Source organism: Cupriavidus phytohabitans, from assembly GCF_017815025.1.
GTDB lineage: Bacteria > Pseudomonadota > Gammaproteobacteria > Burkholderiales > Burkholderiaceae > Cupriavidus.
This window is the reverse complement of record NZ_JAGIQB010000014.1, coordinates 42,261-59,400: the sequence shown is the minus strand read 5'-3', so window position 1 is coordinate 59,400 and position 17,140 is coordinate 42,261. Positions and strand designations below refer to the sequence as shown.

Annotated in this window: 18 protein-coding genes and 1 pseudogene; 6 read left to right on the top strand and 13 right to left on the bottom strand. The window is 68.6% G+C overall.

The window, feature by feature from the left end; translation table 11 throughout:
• Positions 1-24 precede the first annotated feature (24 nt).
• From J8I34_RS12030 to J8I34_RS12020, 3 genes are all read right to left on the bottom strand, one after another.
• Positions 25-1,014, bottom strand: coding sequence for a tripartite tricarboxylate transporter substrate binding protein (locus J8I34_RS12030; protein WP_209770309.1), 990 nt, complete (start codon positions 1,012-1,014; stop codon positions 25-27).
• A 63-nt stretch (positions 1,015-1,077) separates the two neighbouring features.
• Positions 1,078-2,283 carry an acyl-CoA dehydrogenase family protein gene (locus J8I34_RS12025; protein WP_029044522.1) on the bottom strand — a complete coding sequence of 402 codons (1,206 nt, stop codon included), beginning with the start codon at positions 2,281-2,283 and terminating at the stop codon, positions 1,078-1,080.
• 18 nt (positions 2,284-2,301) lie between these two features.
• The gene (locus tag J8I34_RS12020) at positions 2,302-3,855 is read right to left on the bottom strand and encodes an AMP-binding protein (protein ID WP_209806132.1); all 1,554 of its coding nucleotides are present in this window, start codon (positions 3,853-3,855) and stop codon (positions 2,302-2,304) included.
• 119 nt (positions 3,856-3,974) lie between these two features.
• Between J8I34_RS12020 and J8I34_RS12015 the strand changes: the two genes are divergently transcribed.
• Complete coding sequence (locus J8I34_RS12015; RefSeq protein WP_029044520.1) at positions 3,975-4,859, top strand: LysR family transcriptional regulator; 885 nt, start codon at positions 3,975-3,977, stop codon at positions 4,857-4,859.
• Between the two features lie 15 nt (positions 4,860-4,874).
• Here the strand turns inward: J8I34_RS12015 and J8I34_RS35490 are convergent.
• The 4 genes and pseudogenes from J8I34_RS35490 to J8I34_RS11995 all read right to left on the bottom strand — a co-directional run bounded on the left by J8I34_RS35490 (position 4,875) and on the right by J8I34_RS11995 (position 9,107).
• Positions 4,875-5,868 (bottom strand): annotated as a pseudogene (locus J8I34_RS35490) (Bug family tripartite tricarboxylate transporter substrate binding protein).
• Positions 5,869-5,931: 63 nt separating this feature from the next.
• Complete coding sequence (locus tag J8I34_RS12005) at positions 5,932-7,098, bottom strand: acyl-CoA dehydrogenase family protein (RefSeq protein ID WP_209806131.1); 1,167 nt, start codon at positions 7,096-7,098, stop codon at positions 5,932-5,934.
• A 13-nt stretch (positions 7,099-7,111) separates the two neighbouring features.
• Entirely contained in the window at positions 7,112-8,326 is a 1,215-nt protein-coding gene (locus tag J8I34_RS12000; RefSeq protein WP_209806130.1) for a CaiB/BaiF CoA transferase family protein, read from the bottom strand.
• Positions 8,327-8,336: 10 nt separating this feature from the next.
• The gene (locus J8I34_RS11995) at positions 8,337-9,107 is read right to left on the bottom strand and encodes an enoyl-CoA hydratase/isomerase family protein (RefSeq protein ID WP_209806129.1); all 771 of its coding nucleotides are present in this window, start codon (positions 9,105-9,107) and stop codon (positions 8,337-8,339) included.
• A gap of 113 nt (positions 9,108-9,220) precedes the next feature.
• Here J8I34_RS11995 and J8I34_RS11990 point away from each other — a divergent pair, with 113 nt between their 5' ends.
• Complete coding sequence (locus tag J8I34_RS11990) at positions 9,221-10,069, top strand: IclR family transcriptional regulator (RefSeq protein WP_209806128.1); 849 nt, start codon at positions 9,221-9,223, stop codon at positions 10,067-10,069.
• An 8-nt stretch (positions 10,070-10,077) separates the two neighbouring features.
• On the opposite strand, the gene J8I34_RS11985 is transcribed toward J8I34_RS11990, so the two are convergent.
• The 3 genes from J8I34_RS11985 to flhC all read right to left on the bottom strand — a co-directional run bounded on the left by J8I34_RS11985 (position 10,078) and on the right by flhC (position 12,452).
• The gene (locus J8I34_RS11985; RefSeq protein ID WP_209806127.1) at positions 10,078-10,956 is read right to left on the bottom strand and encodes a lipid A biosynthesis lauroyl acyltransferase; all 879 of its coding nucleotides are present in this window, start codon (positions 10,954-10,956) and stop codon (positions 10,078-10,080) included.
• 397 nt (positions 10,957-11,353) lie between these two features.
• A complete protein-coding gene (locus J8I34_RS11980) occupies positions 11,354-11,734 on the bottom strand; it encodes a hypothetical protein (RefSeq protein WP_029044513.1) in 381 nt (126 codons plus the stop codon).
• A gap of 133 nt (positions 11,735-11,867) precedes the next feature.
• Positions 11,868-12,452: a flagellar transcriptional regulator FlhC gene (flhC, locus tag J8I34_RS11975; protein WP_209770323.1), complete on the bottom strand. Its 585-nt coding sequence runs from the start codon at positions 12,450-12,452 to the stop codon at positions 11,868-11,870.
• A 195-nt stretch (positions 12,453-12,647) separates the two neighbouring features.
• Here flhC and J8I34_RS11970 point away from each other — a divergent pair, with 195 nt between their 5' ends.
• A complete protein-coding gene (locus J8I34_RS11970; protein WP_029044511.1) occupies positions 12,648-12,860 on the top strand; it encodes a hypothetical protein in 213 nt (70 codons plus the stop codon).
• 263 nt (positions 12,861-13,123) lie between these two features.
• Complete coding sequence (locus J8I34_RS11965; protein ID WP_209806126.1) at positions 13,124-14,074, top strand: BON domain-containing protein; 951 nt, start codon at positions 13,124-13,126, stop codon at positions 14,072-14,074.
• A 72-nt stretch (positions 14,075-14,146) separates the two neighbouring features.
• Here the strand turns inward: J8I34_RS11965 and J8I34_RS11960 are convergent, their stop codons facing one another.
• The 3 genes from J8I34_RS11960 to J8I34_RS11950 all read right to left on the bottom strand — a co-directional run bounded on the left by J8I34_RS11960 (position 14,147) and on the right by J8I34_RS11950 (position 15,957).
• Complete coding sequence (locus J8I34_RS11960; RefSeq protein ID WP_348635708.1) at positions 14,147-15,025, bottom strand: SDR family NAD(P)-dependent oxidoreductase; 879 nt, start codon at positions 15,023-15,025, stop codon at positions 14,147-14,149.
• A gap of 84 nt (positions 15,026-15,109) precedes the next feature.
• On the bottom strand, positions 15,110-15,382 hold the full coding sequence (locus J8I34_RS11955) for a hypothetical protein (RefSeq protein ID WP_029044509.1): 273 nt from the start codon (positions 15,380-15,382) through the stop codon (positions 15,110-15,112).
• Between the two features lie 83 nt (positions 15,383-15,465).
• The gene (locus tag J8I34_RS11950) at positions 15,466-15,957 is read right to left on the bottom strand and encodes a flavodoxin family protein (RefSeq protein WP_029044508.1); all 492 of its coding nucleotides are present in this window, start codon (positions 15,955-15,957) and stop codon (positions 15,466-15,468) included.
• A 156-nt stretch (positions 15,958-16,113) separates the two neighbouring features.
• Between J8I34_RS11950 and J8I34_RS11945 the strand changes: the two genes are divergently transcribed.
• Positions 16,114-16,479, top strand: a complete 366-nt coding sequence (locus tag J8I34_RS11945) for a DUF2880 domain-containing protein (RefSeq protein WP_029044507.1) — start codon at positions 16,114-16,116, stop codon at positions 16,477-16,479.
• Between the two features lie 166 nt (positions 16,480-16,645).
• The gene (locus J8I34_RS11940) at positions 16,646-17,128 is read left to right on the top strand and encodes a DUF1579 domain-containing protein (RefSeq protein WP_209770334.1); all 483 of its coding nucleotides are present in this window, start codon (positions 16,646-16,648) and stop codon (positions 17,126-17,128) included.
• Positions 17,129-17,140: the final 12 nt, after the last annotated feature.

Sequence of the window (17,140 nt, the reverse complement as noted above, 5' to 3'; positions counted from 1 at the left end):
CATCCCGGTTCAAAAGCAGTGCGCTCAGCCCAAATCGCCGACCATGCCGATCGACTTCATCAACTCGCCGTAGCGGGAGTTGTCCGCGGCCACGACGGTGCCAAACTGGGCCGGGGTGGCGCTGCGGCGCAGTTCGCCCGCGCTGGCCTTGAGCTGAGCGTCGAAAACGCCTGCATTCTGCAGCGCGGCGACCGCGGCATGCAGCTTCTGCGCCAGTTCGGCCGGGAAATTGGCCGGCGCAAACAGCCCGCTCCAGTTGTCGATGACAAAGCCGGGCGGCAGTGCTTCGGCCATTGTTGGCACGTCCGGGAAGAACGGCGAGCGCGCCGCGGCGGTGACGGCCAGCACGCGCACCTGCTTGTTGCGCACGTACTGGGTGGCCGTGCCAAGCACCGGCATGCCGAACTGGGTTTGCCCCGTCAGCATGGCGGTAATGATTTCCGGCGCACCCTTGTAAGGGATATGGACCGCGTCGCAGCCGGTCTGGTGCAGCATGGCTTCCACCGCCAGATGCGCGATGCTGCCCTTGCCGCCGGAGCCATAGTTGAACTTGCCCGGCGCCTTCTTCATCGCGGCGACCAGCTCGGCCGCGGTCTTGTACGGCGACGATGCGGGCACGACCAGCGCGGTCGGACCGCCGGACAGCGCCGTGATCGGCGTGAAATCGCGCGCCGGGTCGTACGGCATCTTGCGGTACATGTGCACGTTGATCACATGCGTATTGGCGAGGATGCCCAGCGTGTAGCCGTCGGGCGCCGCACGCCGCAGCGCGGTGGCGCCGATGATGCCCCCGGCGCCAGGCATGTTCTCGACCACCAGCGGCTGGCCGAGCTTCTGGCCCAGCTCCGCAGACAGCGTGCGGGCGGTACTGTCCGGCGTGCTGCCGGCGATGAACGGGACGATCAGCCGGATCGGGCGGCTGGGGTAGTTGGCGGGCGCGGCAGCGCGGGCGGGCAGCAGGGCGCTTCCCAGCGCGGCGGCGCCAGCGGTGGCGAGCCATTCTCGGCGGTTCATGCTAGGTCTCCGTGGTCTTGTTGTATTGTCCTGATGCCGGCGGCGACCGTGCCGCCGGCACGGTCAAGCCTGTTGCTGCTTCGGCGGCTGCGCTTGCTGCTGCAGCGGCTCCAGTATCGCGCGCGCGATGGTGTTGCGCTGGATCTCGCTGGTGCCGGTGAAGATGCGGAACATGCGCAGCTTGCGGAAGGTCTGCTCGACCGGATGCCCGCGCGTGACGCCCACGTTGCCGTGGATCTGTACCGCCTTGTCGGCCACTTCGAAGCAGCGTTCCGAGACAAAGAGCTTGCATGCCGCGGCTTTCATGCGCAGGTCCGCGCCGGCATCGGCCAGCGCCGCGGTGTGCGCGATCATGCTTTCGCAGGCCCACAGCGCCGCGGCCATGTCGGCGAGCATGTGCTGGATCGCCTGGAAGCGCGCGATCGGGCCGCCGAACTGGCGGCGCTTGCCGGCGTATTCCACCGACGACTCGTAGGCGCGCATGGCCAGCCCCAGCATCGACGGGCAGTGCAGCAAGCGGTTCACGTTGATGCGCGACATGCCCAGCCTGAAGCCGTTGCCCTCGCCGCCGAAGATGTTGGCGCGCGGCACGCGCACGTTGTCGAAGCGGATATCGCCGTCGATATGCTGGCCCGACATCGGTACGTATTCATTGGTCACGGTCACGCCCGGCAGGTTCAGGTCGACCAGCACCGCGCTGATCGCCGGCGGCGTAGTGGTGGCATCCGTCACGCACATGACGATGGCGAAGTCCGCGAACGGCGCGCCGCTGATGTAGTGCTTGCCGCCGTTGATCACCAGCTCGTCGCCGTCGGCGATTGCGGTGGTCCTGATGCTCTGCGCGTCCGAGCCGGAATGCGTTTCGGTCAGCGCGAAGCAAGTCGACTTCTCGCCGCGGATGACGGGCTCGAAGTACTGCTTCAGTTGCGCCGGCGTGGCGTACTTGAGCATGTTACCCACGCGCGGCGGGCCGCCCAGGTCGCCCAGCACGTGCGCGGCCAGCGTCGAGCCGCTGGCGGCCAGGTCGGCCTTCAACGCGCATTGCTCCTGGATGTTCAGCCCCTTGCCGCCGAGCGATTCCGGCAGGCAGGCGGCATAGAACCCCAGTTCGTAAGAGCGGCGCCAGACCTTGCGCAGCACCTCGCGCGGCCACGGGTCTTCGGAACCGAGGCCCAGTTCCTGCTCCAGCGGGCGCAGTTCTTCGTCGATAAAGCGGCGGATGCCGGCGCGGGTTTCCACCAGCACGGGGTTGGTCAGGTGATCGAACATGGCGGGATCCTCGGCTAGTCAGTTGACGCGGCGCGCCACGCCTTGCCAGTAGCGTTCGCGCACGATCTTGCGGGCCAGCTTGCCGCTGGCGTTCTTGGGCAGCTCGGCGACAAAGTCGACCGAACGCGGCGACTTGTAGTCGGCGATGCGCTCGCGGCAGTGCGCGATCAGCTGCTGCGCGCTGGCTTCGCGGCCCGGGCGCAGCGTGACCACGGCCTTGACGCTCTCGCCCCAGGTGTCGTCGGGCACGCTGATGACGCAGGCTTCGAGCACGTCGGGGTGCTGGTACAGCGTGGCTTCGACCTCGGTCGGGTACACGTTGAAGCCGCCGGAGATGATCATGTCCTTCTTGCGGTCGACCAGGTACAGGTAGCCGGCGTCGTCCACGCGTGCCATGTCGCCGGTATGCAGCCAGCCGTCGACGATGGTCTCGGCGGTGAGCGCGGGCTCGCCCCAGTAGCCCTGGAAAACGTCTTCGCCGCGGATCACCAGTTCGCCGATCTCGCCCACTGCCACCTCGCGGCCTTGCTCGTCGACCACGCGCACTTCGGTCTCGCCCAGCGCGCGGCCGCATGAGGCCAGGCGCTCGGGATGATTGGCGATCGCGTCGGCGTGGTCAGCGGTCGACAGGCGCGTGACGCCTGAGGTGGATTCGCTGGCGCCATAGCCCTGCGACAGGATCGGGCCAATGCGCTCCCAGGCTTCGCGGATGCGCGCCGGCGCCATCGGTGCGGCGCCGTAGGCCAGCGTCTTCAGGCTGGACAGGTCGGCCTGCGCCAGCGAGGGCTCGGCCATCAGCATGTTGATCATCGCCGGCACCATGAACACGTGCGTGATGCGCAGCCGCGCCACCTCGGCGAGGAAGTGCGCGGGCTCGAACTTGTCGAACAGCACCAGCGTCGCGCCCAGGTACAGGTAGGGCTGCATCAGCATGCCGGAGGCGTGCGTGACCGGGCCGATCAGCGCCAGCCGGTCGCCGGGGCGAGCCGGGCGGTCCATGCCGGCCACCATTTTGCGCAGCGCCGCCATGCGGTTGCCGTAGGTCTGCATGGCCGCCTTGATCTTGCCGGTGGAGCCGGACGAGAAGTGCAGCACGGCCAGGTCGCTGGCGGCGGGGACGATATCGGGCGCGGTGGTGCCGGCGTTGGCCAGCAGCGATTCGTAGCCGACATAGCCGGCGGGCGCCTCGCCAATGGCGATAAACGTCTCGACGCTGCCGAAGCCCGGCGTGGAGCGTGAGTAGCCGGTGTAGCCGGGGCCGGCGATCAGCACGCGCGGCGTGCAGTTCTCGACCACGTCGCTGGCTTCCGCCGCGGTGAAGCGCGGATTCAGTGCTGCCTTGACCAGGCCTGCCTTGTACAGCGCGCATTCCAGTTCGACCAGTTCGGGCCGGTTGCGCGCCTGCACCGCCACGCGGTCGCCGCGCTGCAGCCCCAGCGCCAGCAGCGCATTGGCCAGGCGGGTGGAGCGCTCGTCCAGCTGGCGGTAGGTCACCACCTGGTCCTGGTAGAGAATGGCGGGCTGGTCGCCCCAGTAGCGCGCGGCGCGGCGCAGGAAGTACGCGAAACTCATGCTGTCTCCGTGATGCGAATGATGTTGTGCTATGGCTCTGCGCCTAAGTCTGTAAGATGGCGCCCATCACCACAATGCGCCAATGGCTATAAAGCCATAACTATCAGGAATGTGAGGCAATGGAGACGCGGGACCTGGAATACATCCTCGCCGTGGCGGCGCACGGCGGTATCGGCAGGGCGGCGGAGGCCCTCGGGATCAGCCAGCCGGCCCTGACCAAGGCGGTGCAGCGGGTGGAGGCGCAGGCCGGGCTGCCGCTGTTCGAACGTACTGCCAACGGCATGACCGCCACTTACGCCGGCGCGCGCTTCCTGGAGCGGGCGCGGCGTATCCGGCTGGAATACGAGGACGGCATCAAGGAAATGCTCGGCATCCGCACCGGCGAGCAGGGCGTGCTGCGCGTGGGCTATTCGCCGTCGATTCCGGGAGGCGTGATCCTGGGAGCGTGCCAGCAGCTGATGCGCGAGCGCCCGGTGGCGCGGCTGCGCTTGCGGCGCCGGCTGGCGCGTGACCTGCTGGACCTGCTCGCCGCGGGCGAACTCGATCTCGCGGTGGCCCCGGTGCAGGCTTCGACGGATTTTGCGGTGGAGCCGCTGTTTGACGACCGGCTGGTGGTGGTCGCCGACGAGGGCCATGCGCTATTGCGCCGGCGCAGGCTGCGCCTTGCGGACCTCGCCGACCAGGAATGGCTGCTGCCGGAGGCGCACATCACGCTGCGGCAGCAGGTCGATGCCGCCTTCCGCCAGCGCGGCCTGCCGGCGCCGCAGCCGCGCGTCGAGATCGATTTCGGCAGCACCTCGCTGTTCGCGCTGATGCAGGGCACGCAGATGCTGAGCATCGCCAATGCCGGCGGCGACGCCATGCAGCGCGGCCTGCGCGCGTTGCCGCTGGAAGTGGAAGAGCTGGACCTGCGCCGGCGGATCGGCGTGCTGAGCCGCGCCGGCGCATATCTGTCGCCGCTGGCGCAGCGCCTGACGGCGCTGCTGCGGGAGCACAGCCGCTGAGCGGGCTTCGGCGGATTACTGCAGCGGGATCTTGGCTACCGCCGCCAGCCGCTTCCAGCGCACGATCTCGTCTTTCTGGTACTGCAGCATTTCCGCCGGCGAAGACAGGATCAGCTTGGTCGACTGGCGCGTGTAGTAGTCGCGCACGTCGGGCGCGTTGCCGGCCTGCGTGAACAGGTCCTGCAGCCGCTTCACAACCGCCGGCGGCGTCCTGGCGGAAATCGCCGCGGCCACCCAGTTGTAGGCCAGGAAGTCGGGCAGGCCCGCCTCGACGATCGACGGCACGTCAGGCAACAGCGGCGAGCGCTGCGGCGCGGTATAGGCCAGCGCGCGGATCCTGCCGCCGCGCACCAGTTCGATCGCGCCGGTGGCATCGACCACGGCAAAGTCCACGTTGGCCGCCATCACGCCGTTGATGGCATCGCCCGCGCCCTTGTACGGCACCGGCGTGGTCTTGATCTTCGCCAGCTCGTTGAGCCATTCGCTGTACAGCGTGTACGAGATCGAACCCGTGCCGTAGTTGAGCGCGCCGGGCCGCTTGCGGGCGTCGTCCAGCAATTCCGCCAGCGTCCGGTAGGGCGAGCCGGCCGGCACGGATGACCACGCACGGCCCGCGCGACAGCAGCGTGATCGGCGCGAAATCCGTCAGCGGGTCATACGGCAGCTTGCGGAAGGTGGCGGCGTTGGTCGACAGCGTGGAGTTGCTGCCGATGAACACCGTGTAGCCGTCCGCCGGCGCGTTCAGCGCGGTCTGCACGCCGATAAAGCCGTTGCCGCCGGGCTTGTTCTCGACCACCACGCCCTGGCCGGTCAGCTCGCCGATCTTCTTGGCGAACATGCGCGCGGTGGTGTCGGTGCCGCTGCCGGCCGGGAACGGCACGATGAAGCGCATGGGGCGCGAGGGGAAGGCGTCCTCGGCGGCAAGCGCCGGCAGCGGTGCGATGCCGGCTGCCAGTGCCGCGGCGGCGAGCCCGAGGAAGCGGCGGCGCGAACGGTAAGGCTGTTGCATGGTGTCTCCTTTCGGTCGGAAAAGCCCGGCGTGTTCTCCGCCGGTGCAAGAGGTCGGTCAGACTCAGCGGCGCAGGCCGAGCAGGTCGCGCGCGATCACCCAGCGGTGCACTTCGCTGGGCCCTTCGTAGATGCGCATCAGCCGGGTCTCGTTGGCCATCTGCTGCAGCGGCAGTTCCTTGGTCATGCCCATCGCGCCAAAGGTCTGCATCGCCTGGTCGATCACTTCCCACGCCATTTCGGTGGCGAAGACCTTGATCATCGAGACCTGTGTGCGCGCCTCCTCGCCGGCATCGATGCGGCTGGCGGCTTCGTACGTCATCAGGCGGCAGGCGTGGATGCGGGTGGCGGCGTCCGCCACCCACCACTGGATCGCCTGGCGCTGTGCCAGCGGGGCGCCGAAGGTCTGCCGTTGCGGCGCGTATTCGCAGATCATGTCGAGCGCGCGCTGCGCCCGGCCGATGCACCACGCGGCCATCTGCACGCGGCGCGTGGACAGGCGCGCCTGCATCGGTGCAAAGCCCTGGCCTTCGGTGCCAAGCAACTGCGTGGCGGGAACGCGGCAATCCTCCAGCACGATTTCGTAGGTGGAATGGCCGCCGATCATCGGGATGCGCCGCTCCACGCGCAGGCCGGGCGTGCCGCGCTCGACGATAAAGGCCGAGATGCCGCCGCGCGCCCCCTTCGCCTTGTCGGACACTGCCATCACGATAGTCCAGTCGGCGCGCGCCGCGCGGCTGATCCAGATCTTGCGGCCATTGAGCACCCAGTGGTCGCCGTCGCGTTCTGCGCGCGTGGTCATCATGGCCGGGTCGCCGCCGGCGCCGGGCTCGGAAATGGCGATGGCCGATACCGTTTCGCCGCGCGCATACGGATCCAGGTAGCGCTCGCGCTGGGCGTCGTTCGCGGTCAGCATCAGCATGCGCAGGTTGGGCGAATCCGGCGGCAGGTCGTAGGGTGTGATGGTCTTGCCGAGTTCTTCGTTGACGCCGACCATCGCCACCACGGGCAGGTCGGCGCCGCCCATTTCGGTGGGCGCGTCCAGTCCCCACAGGCCAAGCTCGCGCGACAGGCCATCGAGTCGCGCGTGTTCTTCAGGCAGCAGCATGTGCTGCCCGCCTTCGGCCTCGCGGGCCAGCACCGCCGGCTCCAGCGGGATCAGCTGCTCGCGCACGAAGCGCGCGACCAGGTCCTTGAGCATGCGGTGTTCTTCATCGAGCTGGAAATTCATGCGTGTCTCCTTGTTAGTCCTGGGCGCCGGCGGGTGTGCCAGCATGCACGGCGGGCAGGGTGATGCCCGCTTCCTGCAAGACTTCGGCGGTGTGTTCGCCCAGTGCTGGCGCATGCCGGCGCAACGACAGCGGCGTGGCCGAGAAGCGCGCGGCGGGGCGTACTTCGCGCAACGGACCTTCGGTGGGGTGCCGGGTGGCCTGGAACAGTCCCACCGCGCGCAGGTGGGGATGGTCGACCAGCGCATCGAGGTCGTAGATCGGCGTGGCGGGGATGTCGAGCGATTCGAACAGCGCCATCCATTCTTCGGTGTTGCGTTCCGGGGTCAGCTCGGCAAGATGGCCGTACAGCGCGCGGATATTGGCATTGCGCTGCGCGCGGTCGCTGACTTCGTAGCGGTCGGCAAGGTCGTCGCGGCCGACCGCGCGGAAGAAGGCGTGCCAGTGGCGCTCGGTATAGGGCAGCGCGCAGATCCAGCCGTCGCGCGTCGGCGCGGGGCGGCGGCCGCCCTGCAGCAGCCGCGCATAGCCCGCGCCGGCGGGAGCGGGCTCGAAGGTCAGGCCGCCCAGGTGCTCGGTCATCACGAAGGCGGCCATGGTCTCCAGCATCGGCACTTCGACCGACTGGCCCACGCCATGTCGTTCGCGATGCAGCAGCGCGGCGAGCACTGCGTTGGCCAGCGCCAGCCCGGTGGTCTTGTCGGCGATCAGGCTGGGCACGTATTCCGGCCGCTCGCCGTTGCCGGCACCCAGTGCCACCAGTCCGCAGCCGGCCTGGATGATGTCGTCGAAGGCGGGCTTGTCGCGGTGCGGGCCGTCCTGGCCGAAGCCGGTGGCGACGCAGTAGACGATGCGCGGATTGATGCGGGCGACCGCCTCGTAGCCAAAGCCCAGCCGCTCGATCGCCGCCACGCGCATGTTGTGCACCAGCACGTCGGCGCCGGCGATCAGCGCGCGCAGCGCTTCGGCGCCCTCGGGAGTCTTCAGGTCGAGCACGACCGAGCGCTTGTTGCGGTTCAGCGCCAGGTAGATCGAGCTCATGCCGGCATGCTGCGAGACGCCGTTGGCGCGCATCAGATCGCCTTCGGGGCCTTCGATCTTGATCACGTCGGCGCCAAAGTCGGCCAGCACCTGCGTGGCCAGCGGGCCGAGCACGACCGCGGTGAGGTCCAGCACGCGGATGCCGTCGAGCGGGCCTGCGGGCGTGGCACGGGTGTGTTGTCCAGGCACGGGTTGCTCCTTAGCGGCGGTGGAACACCGGAGTGCGGCGCTCGGCCATCGCGGCCACGCCTTCGCGGAAGTCTTCGCTGCGGAACTGCCCGCGCTGGATGGCCAGCTCGCGCTGGTTAACCTCGGCGATCCGGTCCGCCAGTCCTTCGCGCAGCGTGGCGCGCGTGGTCTCCACCGCCAGCGGCGCGGAGCTGGCGATCTCCTGCGCCAGCGCCATGGCGCGGCCGTTGACTTCAGCCTTGGCCACCAGTTCATCGGCCAGGCCGATGGCGACGGCGTCGGTGCCGGAGATGCGGCGGCCGGTGTAGAAGAGCAGCGCGGCCTGCTGTTCGCCGACCAGCCGCGGCAGCGTCACGCTGAGGCCGAAGCCGGGGTGGAAGCCGAGCCGGTTGAAGTTGGCGCTGAAGCGCGCCTCGGCGCAGGTCACGCGGAAGTCCGCCACCAATGCCAGGCCGAGTCCCGCGCCGACGGCGGCGCCCTCCACCGCGGCGACGATGGGCTTGCGGTTGCGGTATAGCTTCATTGCATGCACATAGAAGCTGGCCGGGTCGTTGGCGACCTCGCCCTGGCCGGCGCCGCTGAAGTCGGCGCCCGCGCAGAAGGCGTTGACTCCGGAGGCCAGCACGACGGCGCGGCAGCCCGGGTCGTCATCCAGCGCCAGCAGGGTGTCCGCGAGCCGGCGCATCACGTCGGCATCGGCAAAGTTGTGCGGCGGACGGGACAGCACGATGCGGGCGACGTGGCCGTCGCGGCTGAGCTGGATATCGGCGTCGGATGACATGCGGGGCGCTCCTCTGTGGTGTGGGCCGGGGAAAAGGCCGGCAGAGACCACAGTATTCGCCCTGCCGGGCCTCGCCGCTATACTCGGATTTCACTTAATGAAATTATGCGGAGATGGCCGAAACAGCACCCGAAGCACCCGAAGCGGTGTCGACGCGCCGCGCGACCCACCAGACCGGCCGCTTTACCCGCGACACCGCCGGCAGCCAGTCGCTGGAACGGGGGCTGGTGCTGCTGCGCGCTTTCCGCGTGGGCACCACCAGCCTGACCAATGCCGAACTGGCCGCGCGCACCGGCCTGCCACGGCCGACCGTCAGCCGGCTGACGCGCTCGCTGGTGGACGCCAGCTTCCTGCGCTACGACGTCAACGAACGCGCTTACCGGCTCGCGCCGGTGGTGCTGAGCCTGGCCGATGCCTTCCGCCACGCCAACCGCGCCGCGGATATTGCGCTGCCGCTGATGCGCAGGGTGGCTGAGGCCGGCAAGGTCAACGTGGGATTGGCGGTGGGCGACAAGCTCGACATGGTGTACCTGGCCTCGATCCGGCACAGCCGCGACAGCGTTTCGCGCACGCGGCGCGTGGTGCCGGGCACGCGCGTGCCGATGGAGCTGACATCGATCGGGCTGGCATGGCTGGGGGCGCAGCCGGACGGCGTGCGGGAAGACCTGCTGGAAGGCATTGCGGCGCGGCAGGCTGAGGCCTGGCCGGCGATGCGCGCGCGCGTGCTGGGGGCCATCGAGCAGTCGCAACAGCGCGGCTTCTGCACCGCCGCTTACCAGCAGGGGCATTTGCTGGCGGTGGGCGCGGCATTCCGCGGCCCCGACCAGCAGCTCTATGGCCTGAACATCAGCTTCCCGTATTCAGCCAGCGAGCGCAGGCGCGACAACGCCCGCTATGCGGCGAAGCTGGCGCGGCTGATGGACGATATCCAGTCGGCGTGGCAGCATGCCGGCGGTGGCTAGCGCCGGGCTCAGTACACCGGCGCCATGCCGGCGGGCCGGTTCTTGAAGCGGCGGTGGACCCAGTAGTACTGCTCCGGCATGGTCGCGATCTGCTTTTCCAGGAAGGCATTCATGCGGCGCGAATCCTCCTCCACGGACCCGGACGGAAAGCCCTCCAGCGGGTCAAAGATACGGAGGCGGTAGCCGCGGTAGTCGGGCAGCACCTCGGTGGTAAAGGGCACCACGCGCGCACCGGTCATGCTGGCCAGCCGCGAGGCCGACGTCAGCGTGCAGGCCGGCACGCCGAAGAACGGCACGAACACCGAATCGGCCAGGCCGAAGTCCATGTCCGCCGCCAGCATCACCGGGCAGCCGGCACGCAACGTGCGAACCACCTGCTTGCCGCTGCCGCTGCGCGGAATCATCTCGGCGCCAAAGCGCCCGCGCTGCGTCCGCGCGATCTCTTCCAGCAGCGGGCTCGACATCTTGGTGTACAGCGATGCGACCGGGTGGCGGATCGAATAGAACATGCACCCGGCTTCGATCCCGACGAAATGGAAACCCAGGAAGATGGTGGGTTGCTCGGTGCAGGTGGACAGGTCGATGCGGGTGTCCAGTTCGATCAGCTGGTCCAGCCGTCCGGCATCGCCGAACCATTGCACGCCGCGCTCGAGATAGCTGCGCATGACGTGGCCGAAATGGCACCGTGCCAGTTGCTGCCGGCTGGCTTCGTCCATGTCGGGGAAGCACAGCGCCAGGTTGGTCAGCACAATGCGGCGGCGGCGGCTGGGGATCTGGTACAGCAGCTTGCCTAGCGCGTCGCCAAGGCGCGCCGTCACGCCATAAGGCAGCGCGGCAATAAGCTTGAAGACAGCGACGGTGAGTGCGGCCCGGAGCCGATGGGTCATGTGGATCCTGTGGGGGCGATGGCGGCAGCGCGGCGTCCAGGCGCGCGGCTGCACAGCGATGATTCGGCGCCACGGCAGGTGGCGGGCGAGGGCGGGCGGGGCGCGCGCGGTCGGCAAGAACGATGGCCGGCGGCCCCGGCACGTCAATGGGCGCCGCCTGGTGCGCACTGTGTGCGCGTCGGAAATGGCAAGAAAGATGCCGGAAAGCGGACCATGGCGCGCATTTGCGCTGCCCTGGTGCTAAACGCGCACTGTAGCACGTTGCGGCAGGGTGGCTTGTAGCGAGGTGTTACAACGACGACAAGTGCCCGTCACGCACCGCGCGAAAGGGCGGCGCACAGGCGCACACGCACAGGCTTGTACGGCTGCGCTGGCGCCCCGCGGAAGCGCTTCGCCCTCAGTGTTTCAGTTCGCCGAGGTAGTAGTTGATTTCCGCCAGCAGCGTGTCGTGGAATTCCGCCGGCAGGCCCCGGTCGTCGGTCAGCGTCAGCAACTGGTCGACGCGCACGCGGAAGCGCCGCTCCACCCCGGCCTGGGCCGCCGGCGGCAGCCCGGCGGCCAGGGCGCCGAGCAGTTCCCGTATCACCAGCAGGCGCGCGCCGTACTGGACCATGGCATCACCCTGGGTCTTCAGGTTGGTGGCCAGCGGGTCCGGGCTGGCTGGCGCCGCGGGCGCGGTGGGCACGGCGTGCGCGGGCGCCAGGTTGCCTGCATCGTTGGCGGCCTGGGGTGGCGCCGCGGCGCCGAGTATGCGGGACAGCAGGTTGATCCTGAACATCGGCAGGCTCCCCGAGGACAATCGTGAAGACCGCGTGCATGCGCGCGGCTGGCCGGTCTGGCTGACTTGCCAATCTTGGAAGGCCGAGGCGGCGCTGACAGTGCGGCAGGAAACAATGCCCGCCACGGCGCGCTCAGGCCACCGTCCTGCGCGCGGCCGCCTTGCGGCCCTTGCCGGCACGCGCGGGCGGCATGCACAGGCCGCAAACATAGTGCCGGCGCGGGCCATGGGCGTGGACCACGTAGTCGCCTGCGCAGCGCCGGCAGCGCTCCAGCTGCAGCATGCCGTTCTCGTGGAAGCGCACCAGCGTCCAGGCGCGGGTGAAGCTGAGTTCCGCGGTTTCCCCGGTTACGGACAGTTGCTCCCGGTAGACGCGGTAGCCCGACAGCACCGCGCGGATACCCGCCAGCCCGCCGGCGTCGCGCATGAAGCGATAGGCATTGAGCAGCATCGACGCATGCGCATTGGGCCGCCACGTCACGAACCAGTCGGTCGAAAAGGGCAGCATGCCCCTTGGCGGCGATGCCCCGCGCAATTCCTTGTACAGCCGGACCAGCCGCACGCGCGGCAACGACAGCGCGGATTCCAGCACTTGCAGGCGTGCACCCACCCCGATCAGTTCGATCGCCAGCTGGGTCTGCTCGACGTCATGCAGCACGCTCTTGCCGGCGGACAGTGGGGTCGTGTTTGGCGGGGCCGTGGCGGTGCGCAGATCCATCGTTTCAGGTTGTTTTCGCTAAATTGCGATGGATTTTATGAATCGGGGTGTTGTTATAACTCTGATATGCATCAAACGTCGCTTTTCGGCCGGATGTGTAGGAGAAGTGCCCACACGGTATAGGACGGACGCCGATTTTTCCCTGGCACCCATGCGCTACGCTTCAGGAACACGTAAACGACTCGGGAGCTACCCATGGCTGCGAACTTCCTCATCAGGCAGACGCCCCAGGGCTGGGAACTGACGGTCGAAAGTGCACGCAAGGGCCTGGTTCATTGCGAGGACCGGGACGTCGCCGTCAACATCGGCAAAGCCGCGGCAAAGCGGCGTGGCGTCGAGCTGCTCATGCAGGAAGACCAGGACGGCAGCGAATCCGCGCTGGGCTTTGCGGAGTCACTGGCAGCCTGAGGCGATGCATCATCGGGGATCCACGCCAGGATCCTCTTGACGAACATCCGGGGTCTCCCAGGCATCGCAAGGATGCCTTACAACGGCGGGCGCTTTTTACAGGGCGCCCGCCGTTGCGTTGGCTTGCGTTGCATCACAGCAAGCGGCGCCGGGATGTCTGCCTCAGTGGTACGGAACTTGCGCCCTCTGGCAACCGGTGCGGCGCGGCTGCATGCCGGCGCCGCAGTTCCCATCCCGCAGTTCCGATCGGCAGGAGACCAACCATGCATCCATTCCGGAATCAAGGCAGCAGCAGCTCGTGGTGGCGCGACGAAGAGGCGCCGCGCCGCGACCGCGCGGACGACCCGCGCGGCCATGGCGAAGGACGCTACGGGCAGTCGGGCGGGCCGGCCCGCGACTATGGCGAAGGGCGATACGAAGGCCGCCAGCGCCACGGCGGCGATATCCGGGGGCAAGGCTATTACGGCAGCCGTCAGGGCGGCGGCGAAGACTGGCAGAGGTCTGGCCAGCGGGCACCGTGGGACGACGAAGAAGCGTGGCGCGGCGGCGGCTCGGACCAGGGCGGCAACGTGCGCGACGAGTGGGGGGAAAGCCGTCACGGCGGCCAGGCTATGACCGGCCGCCAGGGCGGCACGGGCTCGCGCCAAAGCGAGCATGGCCAGGGTTACGGCATTTCCGATTACGCTTCGCCCGGACGCAGCGCCGCCGATTTCGGCAGGCAGGGTCCGGGCGAAGGGAGGATTGGCCAGCAGTTGCGCGGGCGCGATCGCGTCGGCCCGCGGGGCTACCAGCGCAGCGACGAGCGTATCCGTGAAGAAATCTGCGAGCGCCTGGCCCATGCGCCCCATGTCGATGTGCAGGACGTCGAGGTCGACGTGGAGGGCGGGGTAGTGCGGCTGAGCGGCAACGTGTGTGATCGCCGCCAGAAGTACTGCATCGAAGACATCGCCGACGACGTGTTCGGCGTACGCGAGGTCCATAACGGGATCCGGCTCGGCGCTGCGGGACCGTTCGGCGTCTCGGGAATTTCCGAGGGTGCCGGGGATACACGCCGCACCGGTTCCGCCGGGGGCGGGCAAGGCCATGTCAGCGGCGTCAGCAGTGCCGGCAGCGCGACCGGGTCGACCGCCAGCAGCTATGGTGGCGGCATGGAAGCGGGCAGCGGCGGCCCGGGTGCCGGCCGGGACAGCACCGGGGGCACCACGCGCATCTGATTCCCGCGCTTCTGCGCTTCCCGCGCGATGGCACAGGGCTGCGCCGCTGGCGCGGCCCGCTCGCCGTTGCGTTCAAGCGTCGCCGCGCGGCTGGCCAGGTGATGGTGTGTCAGGCGGTTCCTCCGGCGGCAGCCGGTCGTCGGCCTCGCTGCGCGGCTGCGCCATACGCCGATGCTGCTCGGCCAGCACGTCGGCTGGCGTGACCATGGCAATCGCCGCGCGCAGCTTGTTCTGCCACCCGGTGATGACTTCGCCTTCGCCGCGCATCATCGTATCGAAGCCCATCCGCGCGACCTCGCTGGGGTCGGCCTTCTTCTGCTGGCCGATCCTGGTGTCAAGCAGGTCGGCCCGCTCGAAGAACTCCGTCTCGGTTGCGCCGGGCATCAGGCAGGTCACGGTGACGCCGCTGCCCAGCAATTCGTGCCGCAGCGCGTATGAAAACGAATCCAGGAACGCCTTGGTGGCGTTGTAAACCGCCTGGTAGGTGCCGGGCATGAAGCCGGCGATCGAACCCGTGATCAGGATGCGTCCGCTGCGCTGCTCGCGCATGCGCTGGCCCACCCGGTGCAACAGGTGGACGGTGCCCGTCACGTTGGTCTCCAGCACCCGCTGGATGTCGGCAAAGTCCTGGTCCAGGAACGCGTGGCCGAGGCCGCGGCCGGCATTGGCGCAGAGCACGTCGACGCGGCGGTTGTCGAAGGCCGCGCACAACTGCTCCACGCCGGCCGGCGTGGAGAGGTCCGCCACCAGCGCCTCCACCTGAGCACCCTCGTCGCGCAGTTGCACGGCGGCAATTTCGATCTGCGGCTCATCGGCGGCAATGACGAGGTCATAGCCGCGCTGCACGCAGCAGCGCGCCAATTCATAGCCGATGCCTGACGAGGCACCGGTGACTACGGCAAGCAGGCCGGTGCGGACCGGGGAAGGAGAAGGAGACGAAATATCAGCCACGATGGCCTCCGGGACGGGCAGCGGAGGGCATTCTTACCGCCGCGTTGTAAGGTTTAGCGACACATGCTGCCAGCCGGGACTGCCTCAGCCCACTCGCCGCCAGGCATGTATGCCGAACCAGACGCCCAGCAGTGCCACGATCGTCGCCAGCAGGGCCAGCGCCGCGCATGCCGCGGGCGCGAGCGAGCCGAACCACGCAAAGGCGTCGGTGCGCCGCCACAGTACCCAGGCGAGCGTGGCCGCCATCAGTACCAGCGCGGTCTGCGTGAGCGCCTCGACCACGCGCATGGAGCCGCGGGCGGTGCTGTCCAGCGGATCGCGGCGGGCTTCCGCGGCAGTGACTTCGGGATCTTCCATGGCGCTGCGCTCAAGGGGCGGATGCTATTGCCGTGCAAGTCCCGTTCCCGGGCGGAATCACGCAGGCATGGGCTTCAGGCCGCTCAGAAGACTCCCAGCGCCAGGCCCGCCGCCAGGCCTTCGCCCAGCGCCGCGCAACGTGCCAGGTCGTCCGCTTCGACCTGCTTGGGGGCGAGGATGCGCTCCGGCGTCTGCGCGTGCGTGCAGACAATCAGCCCGGGCGCAACGGGGTTGAGGCGCCAGCCCGTGGCGATGCGCTCGACCTGGCGCAGTGCGTTCTGGCCATCACTGCCGGCGCAGATCATGGTGGCGTAGGGGCGGCCGTTGATCCGGTCCAGCGCGGGGTAATAACAGCGGTCGAAGAAGTCCTTCATCATCCCCGCGATGGCGGCGAGGTTTTCCGGCGTGGCGAACAGGTAACCGTCGGCAGCCAGCACATCGTCCGGGCCGGCCTCGGCCGCACGCTTGAGCACGACGACCACGCCTTCCTGTGTGCGCGCCGCCGCCGCGGCGGCCTCGGCCATCTGGCGGGTGCCGCCGGTCATGGTGTGGTAGACGATCAACAGCGTTTTCATGGTGCGAATGGGATGCGCCGGGTCACTGTAGCACGCCGGGCGCCAGTGGCGACCTGGGAACTTTTACAACGCGCCGGCGGACTGACCGGCATGGGCGCCGGCGTTAGAATGTGGCGCCTGTGCAAGTTTACGCCCCCGCTCCCAGGAGTTTCCAAGATGCTTTCGCCGTGCCCGCCGCTGTCTCCGCGTTCCCTGTCCGCCACGCTGGTGCTGGCGTTGTCGCTTGGCTGCGCAGCGGCTGTGCAGGCTGCGGAAGACGCGCCAAAGCCGCGCGGGCGCGACGAGGCACCCGAAGCCCCGATCGCGTGCATGAAGGCGGTCAAGGCCGCGCTGCCCAACCCCGGCAGCTTCAAGTGGGTCAGTGGCAAGACCCGCAAGGTCGCGGAAGACGCCTACAGCGTGGTGGGCGATGTCGAGTACCTCGCGCAGGACGGCGCGGTGCGCAAGGCCAAGGTCCAGTGCGACGTCATGCGTGCGCCCGGCAACCAGTTCGTGGTGCCCAAGGTGCGTCTGCCGCAGTAAATCCAGCCGGACAGTCAGGCACTGCGCTCCCTGCGCGGCATACGCGGCATACGCGGCATCTGGCAAAGAAATGTGGATGCTGTCCATTTCGTTTGCTAGTCTATGTGTACGGCATCCACAAACGCCCGTGCCGGGCGCAGTGGCCGCAAACGCGAGGAGACCCTGCATGAAGACCGAAGCACAGAAGGAACACCGCTGGCTGCAACGGCTGGTAGGCGAATGGATGGCCGAAGGCGAGGCCGTGATGGGACCGGACCTGCCTGCGCAGAAGTGGCACATCCCCGAGCGCGTGACCGCTATTGGCGAGCTCTGGGTACAGGGCACGGCGCAGGGCGACATGCCGGGGTGCGGCCCCGCCACCACCGTGATGACGCTGGGCTACGACCCGGCCCGCAAGCATTTCGTCGGTACCTTCATCGGCTCGATGATGACCTACCTGTGGGTCTACGAGGGTGACCTCGATGCCGGCGGCCAGCAGCTGACGCTGCGCGCCGAGGGACCGGACTGTTCGGGCAATGGCCGCACGGTCCAGTACCGCGATGTGATCGCCTTCAAGGATGACAACGAACGGACGCTGACGTCGTTCATGCAAGGCGAGAACGGCGAGTGGACCGAGATCATGAAGGCCACCTACCGCCGCAAGCGCTAGCGCGGCGACCGT

Coding starts and splice junctions, on each gene's coding strand:
- J8I34_RS12025 (WP_029044522.1), bottom strand. CDS start 2,283: ATGTTCGATCACCTGACCAACCCCGTGCTGGTGGAAACCCGCGCCGGC.
- J8I34_RS11990 (WP_209806128.1), top strand. CDS start 9,221: ATGGCCGAAACAGCACCCGAAGCACCCGAAGCGGTGTCGACGCGCCGC.
- J8I34_RS11940 (WP_209770334.1), top strand. CDS start 16,646: ATGAAGACCGAAGCACAGAAGGAACACCGCTGGCTGCAACGGCTGGTA.
- J8I34_RS12015 (WP_029044520.1), top strand. CDS start 3,975: ATGGAGACGCGGGACCTGGAATACATCCTCGCCGTGGCGGCGCACGGC.
- J8I34_RS11945 (WP_029044507.1), top strand. CDS start 16,114: ATGCTTTCGCCGTGCCCGCCGCTGTCTCCGCGTTCCCTGTCCGCCACG.
- J8I34_RS11970 (WP_029044511.1), top strand. CDS start 12,648: ATGGCTGCGAACTTCCTCATCAGGCAGACGCCCCAGGGCTGGGAACTG.
- J8I34_RS11995 (WP_209806129.1), bottom strand. CDS start 9,107: ATGTCATCCGACGCCGATATCCAGCTCAGCCGCGACGGCCACGTCGCC.
- J8I34_RS12005 (WP_209806131.1), bottom strand. CDS start 7,098: ATGAATTTCCAGCTCGATGAAGAACACCGCATGCTCAAGGACCTGGTC.
- J8I34_RS11980 (WP_029044513.1), bottom strand. CDS start 11,734: ATGTTCAGGATCAACCTGCTGTCCCGCATACTCGGCGCCGCGGCGCCA.
- J8I34_RS12030 (WP_209770309.1), bottom strand. CDS start 1,014: ATGAACCGCCGAGAATGGCTCGCCACCGCTGGCGCCGCCGCGCTGGGA.
- J8I34_RS11965 (WP_209806126.1), top strand. CDS start 13,124: ATGCATCCATTCCGGAATCAAGGCAGCAGCAGCTCGTGGTGGCGCGAC.
- J8I34_RS11955 (WP_029044509.1), bottom strand. CDS start 15,382: ATGGAAGATCCCGAAGTCACTGCCGCGGAAGCCCGCCGCGATCCGCTG.
- flhC (WP_209770323.1), bottom strand. CDS start 12,452: ATGGATCTGCGCACCGCCACGGCCCCGCCAAACACGACCCCACTGTCC.
- J8I34_RS11985 (WP_209806127.1), bottom strand. CDS start 10,956: ATGACCCATCGGCTCCGGGCCGCACTCACCGTCGCTGTCTTCAAGCTT.
- J8I34_RS12020 (WP_209806132.1), bottom strand. CDS start 3,855: ATGAGTTTCGCGTACTTCCTGCGCCGCGCCGCGCGCTACTGGGGCGAC.
- J8I34_RS11950 (WP_029044508.1), bottom strand. CDS start 15,957: ATGAAAACGCTGTTGATCGTCTACCACACCATGACCGGCGGCACCCGC.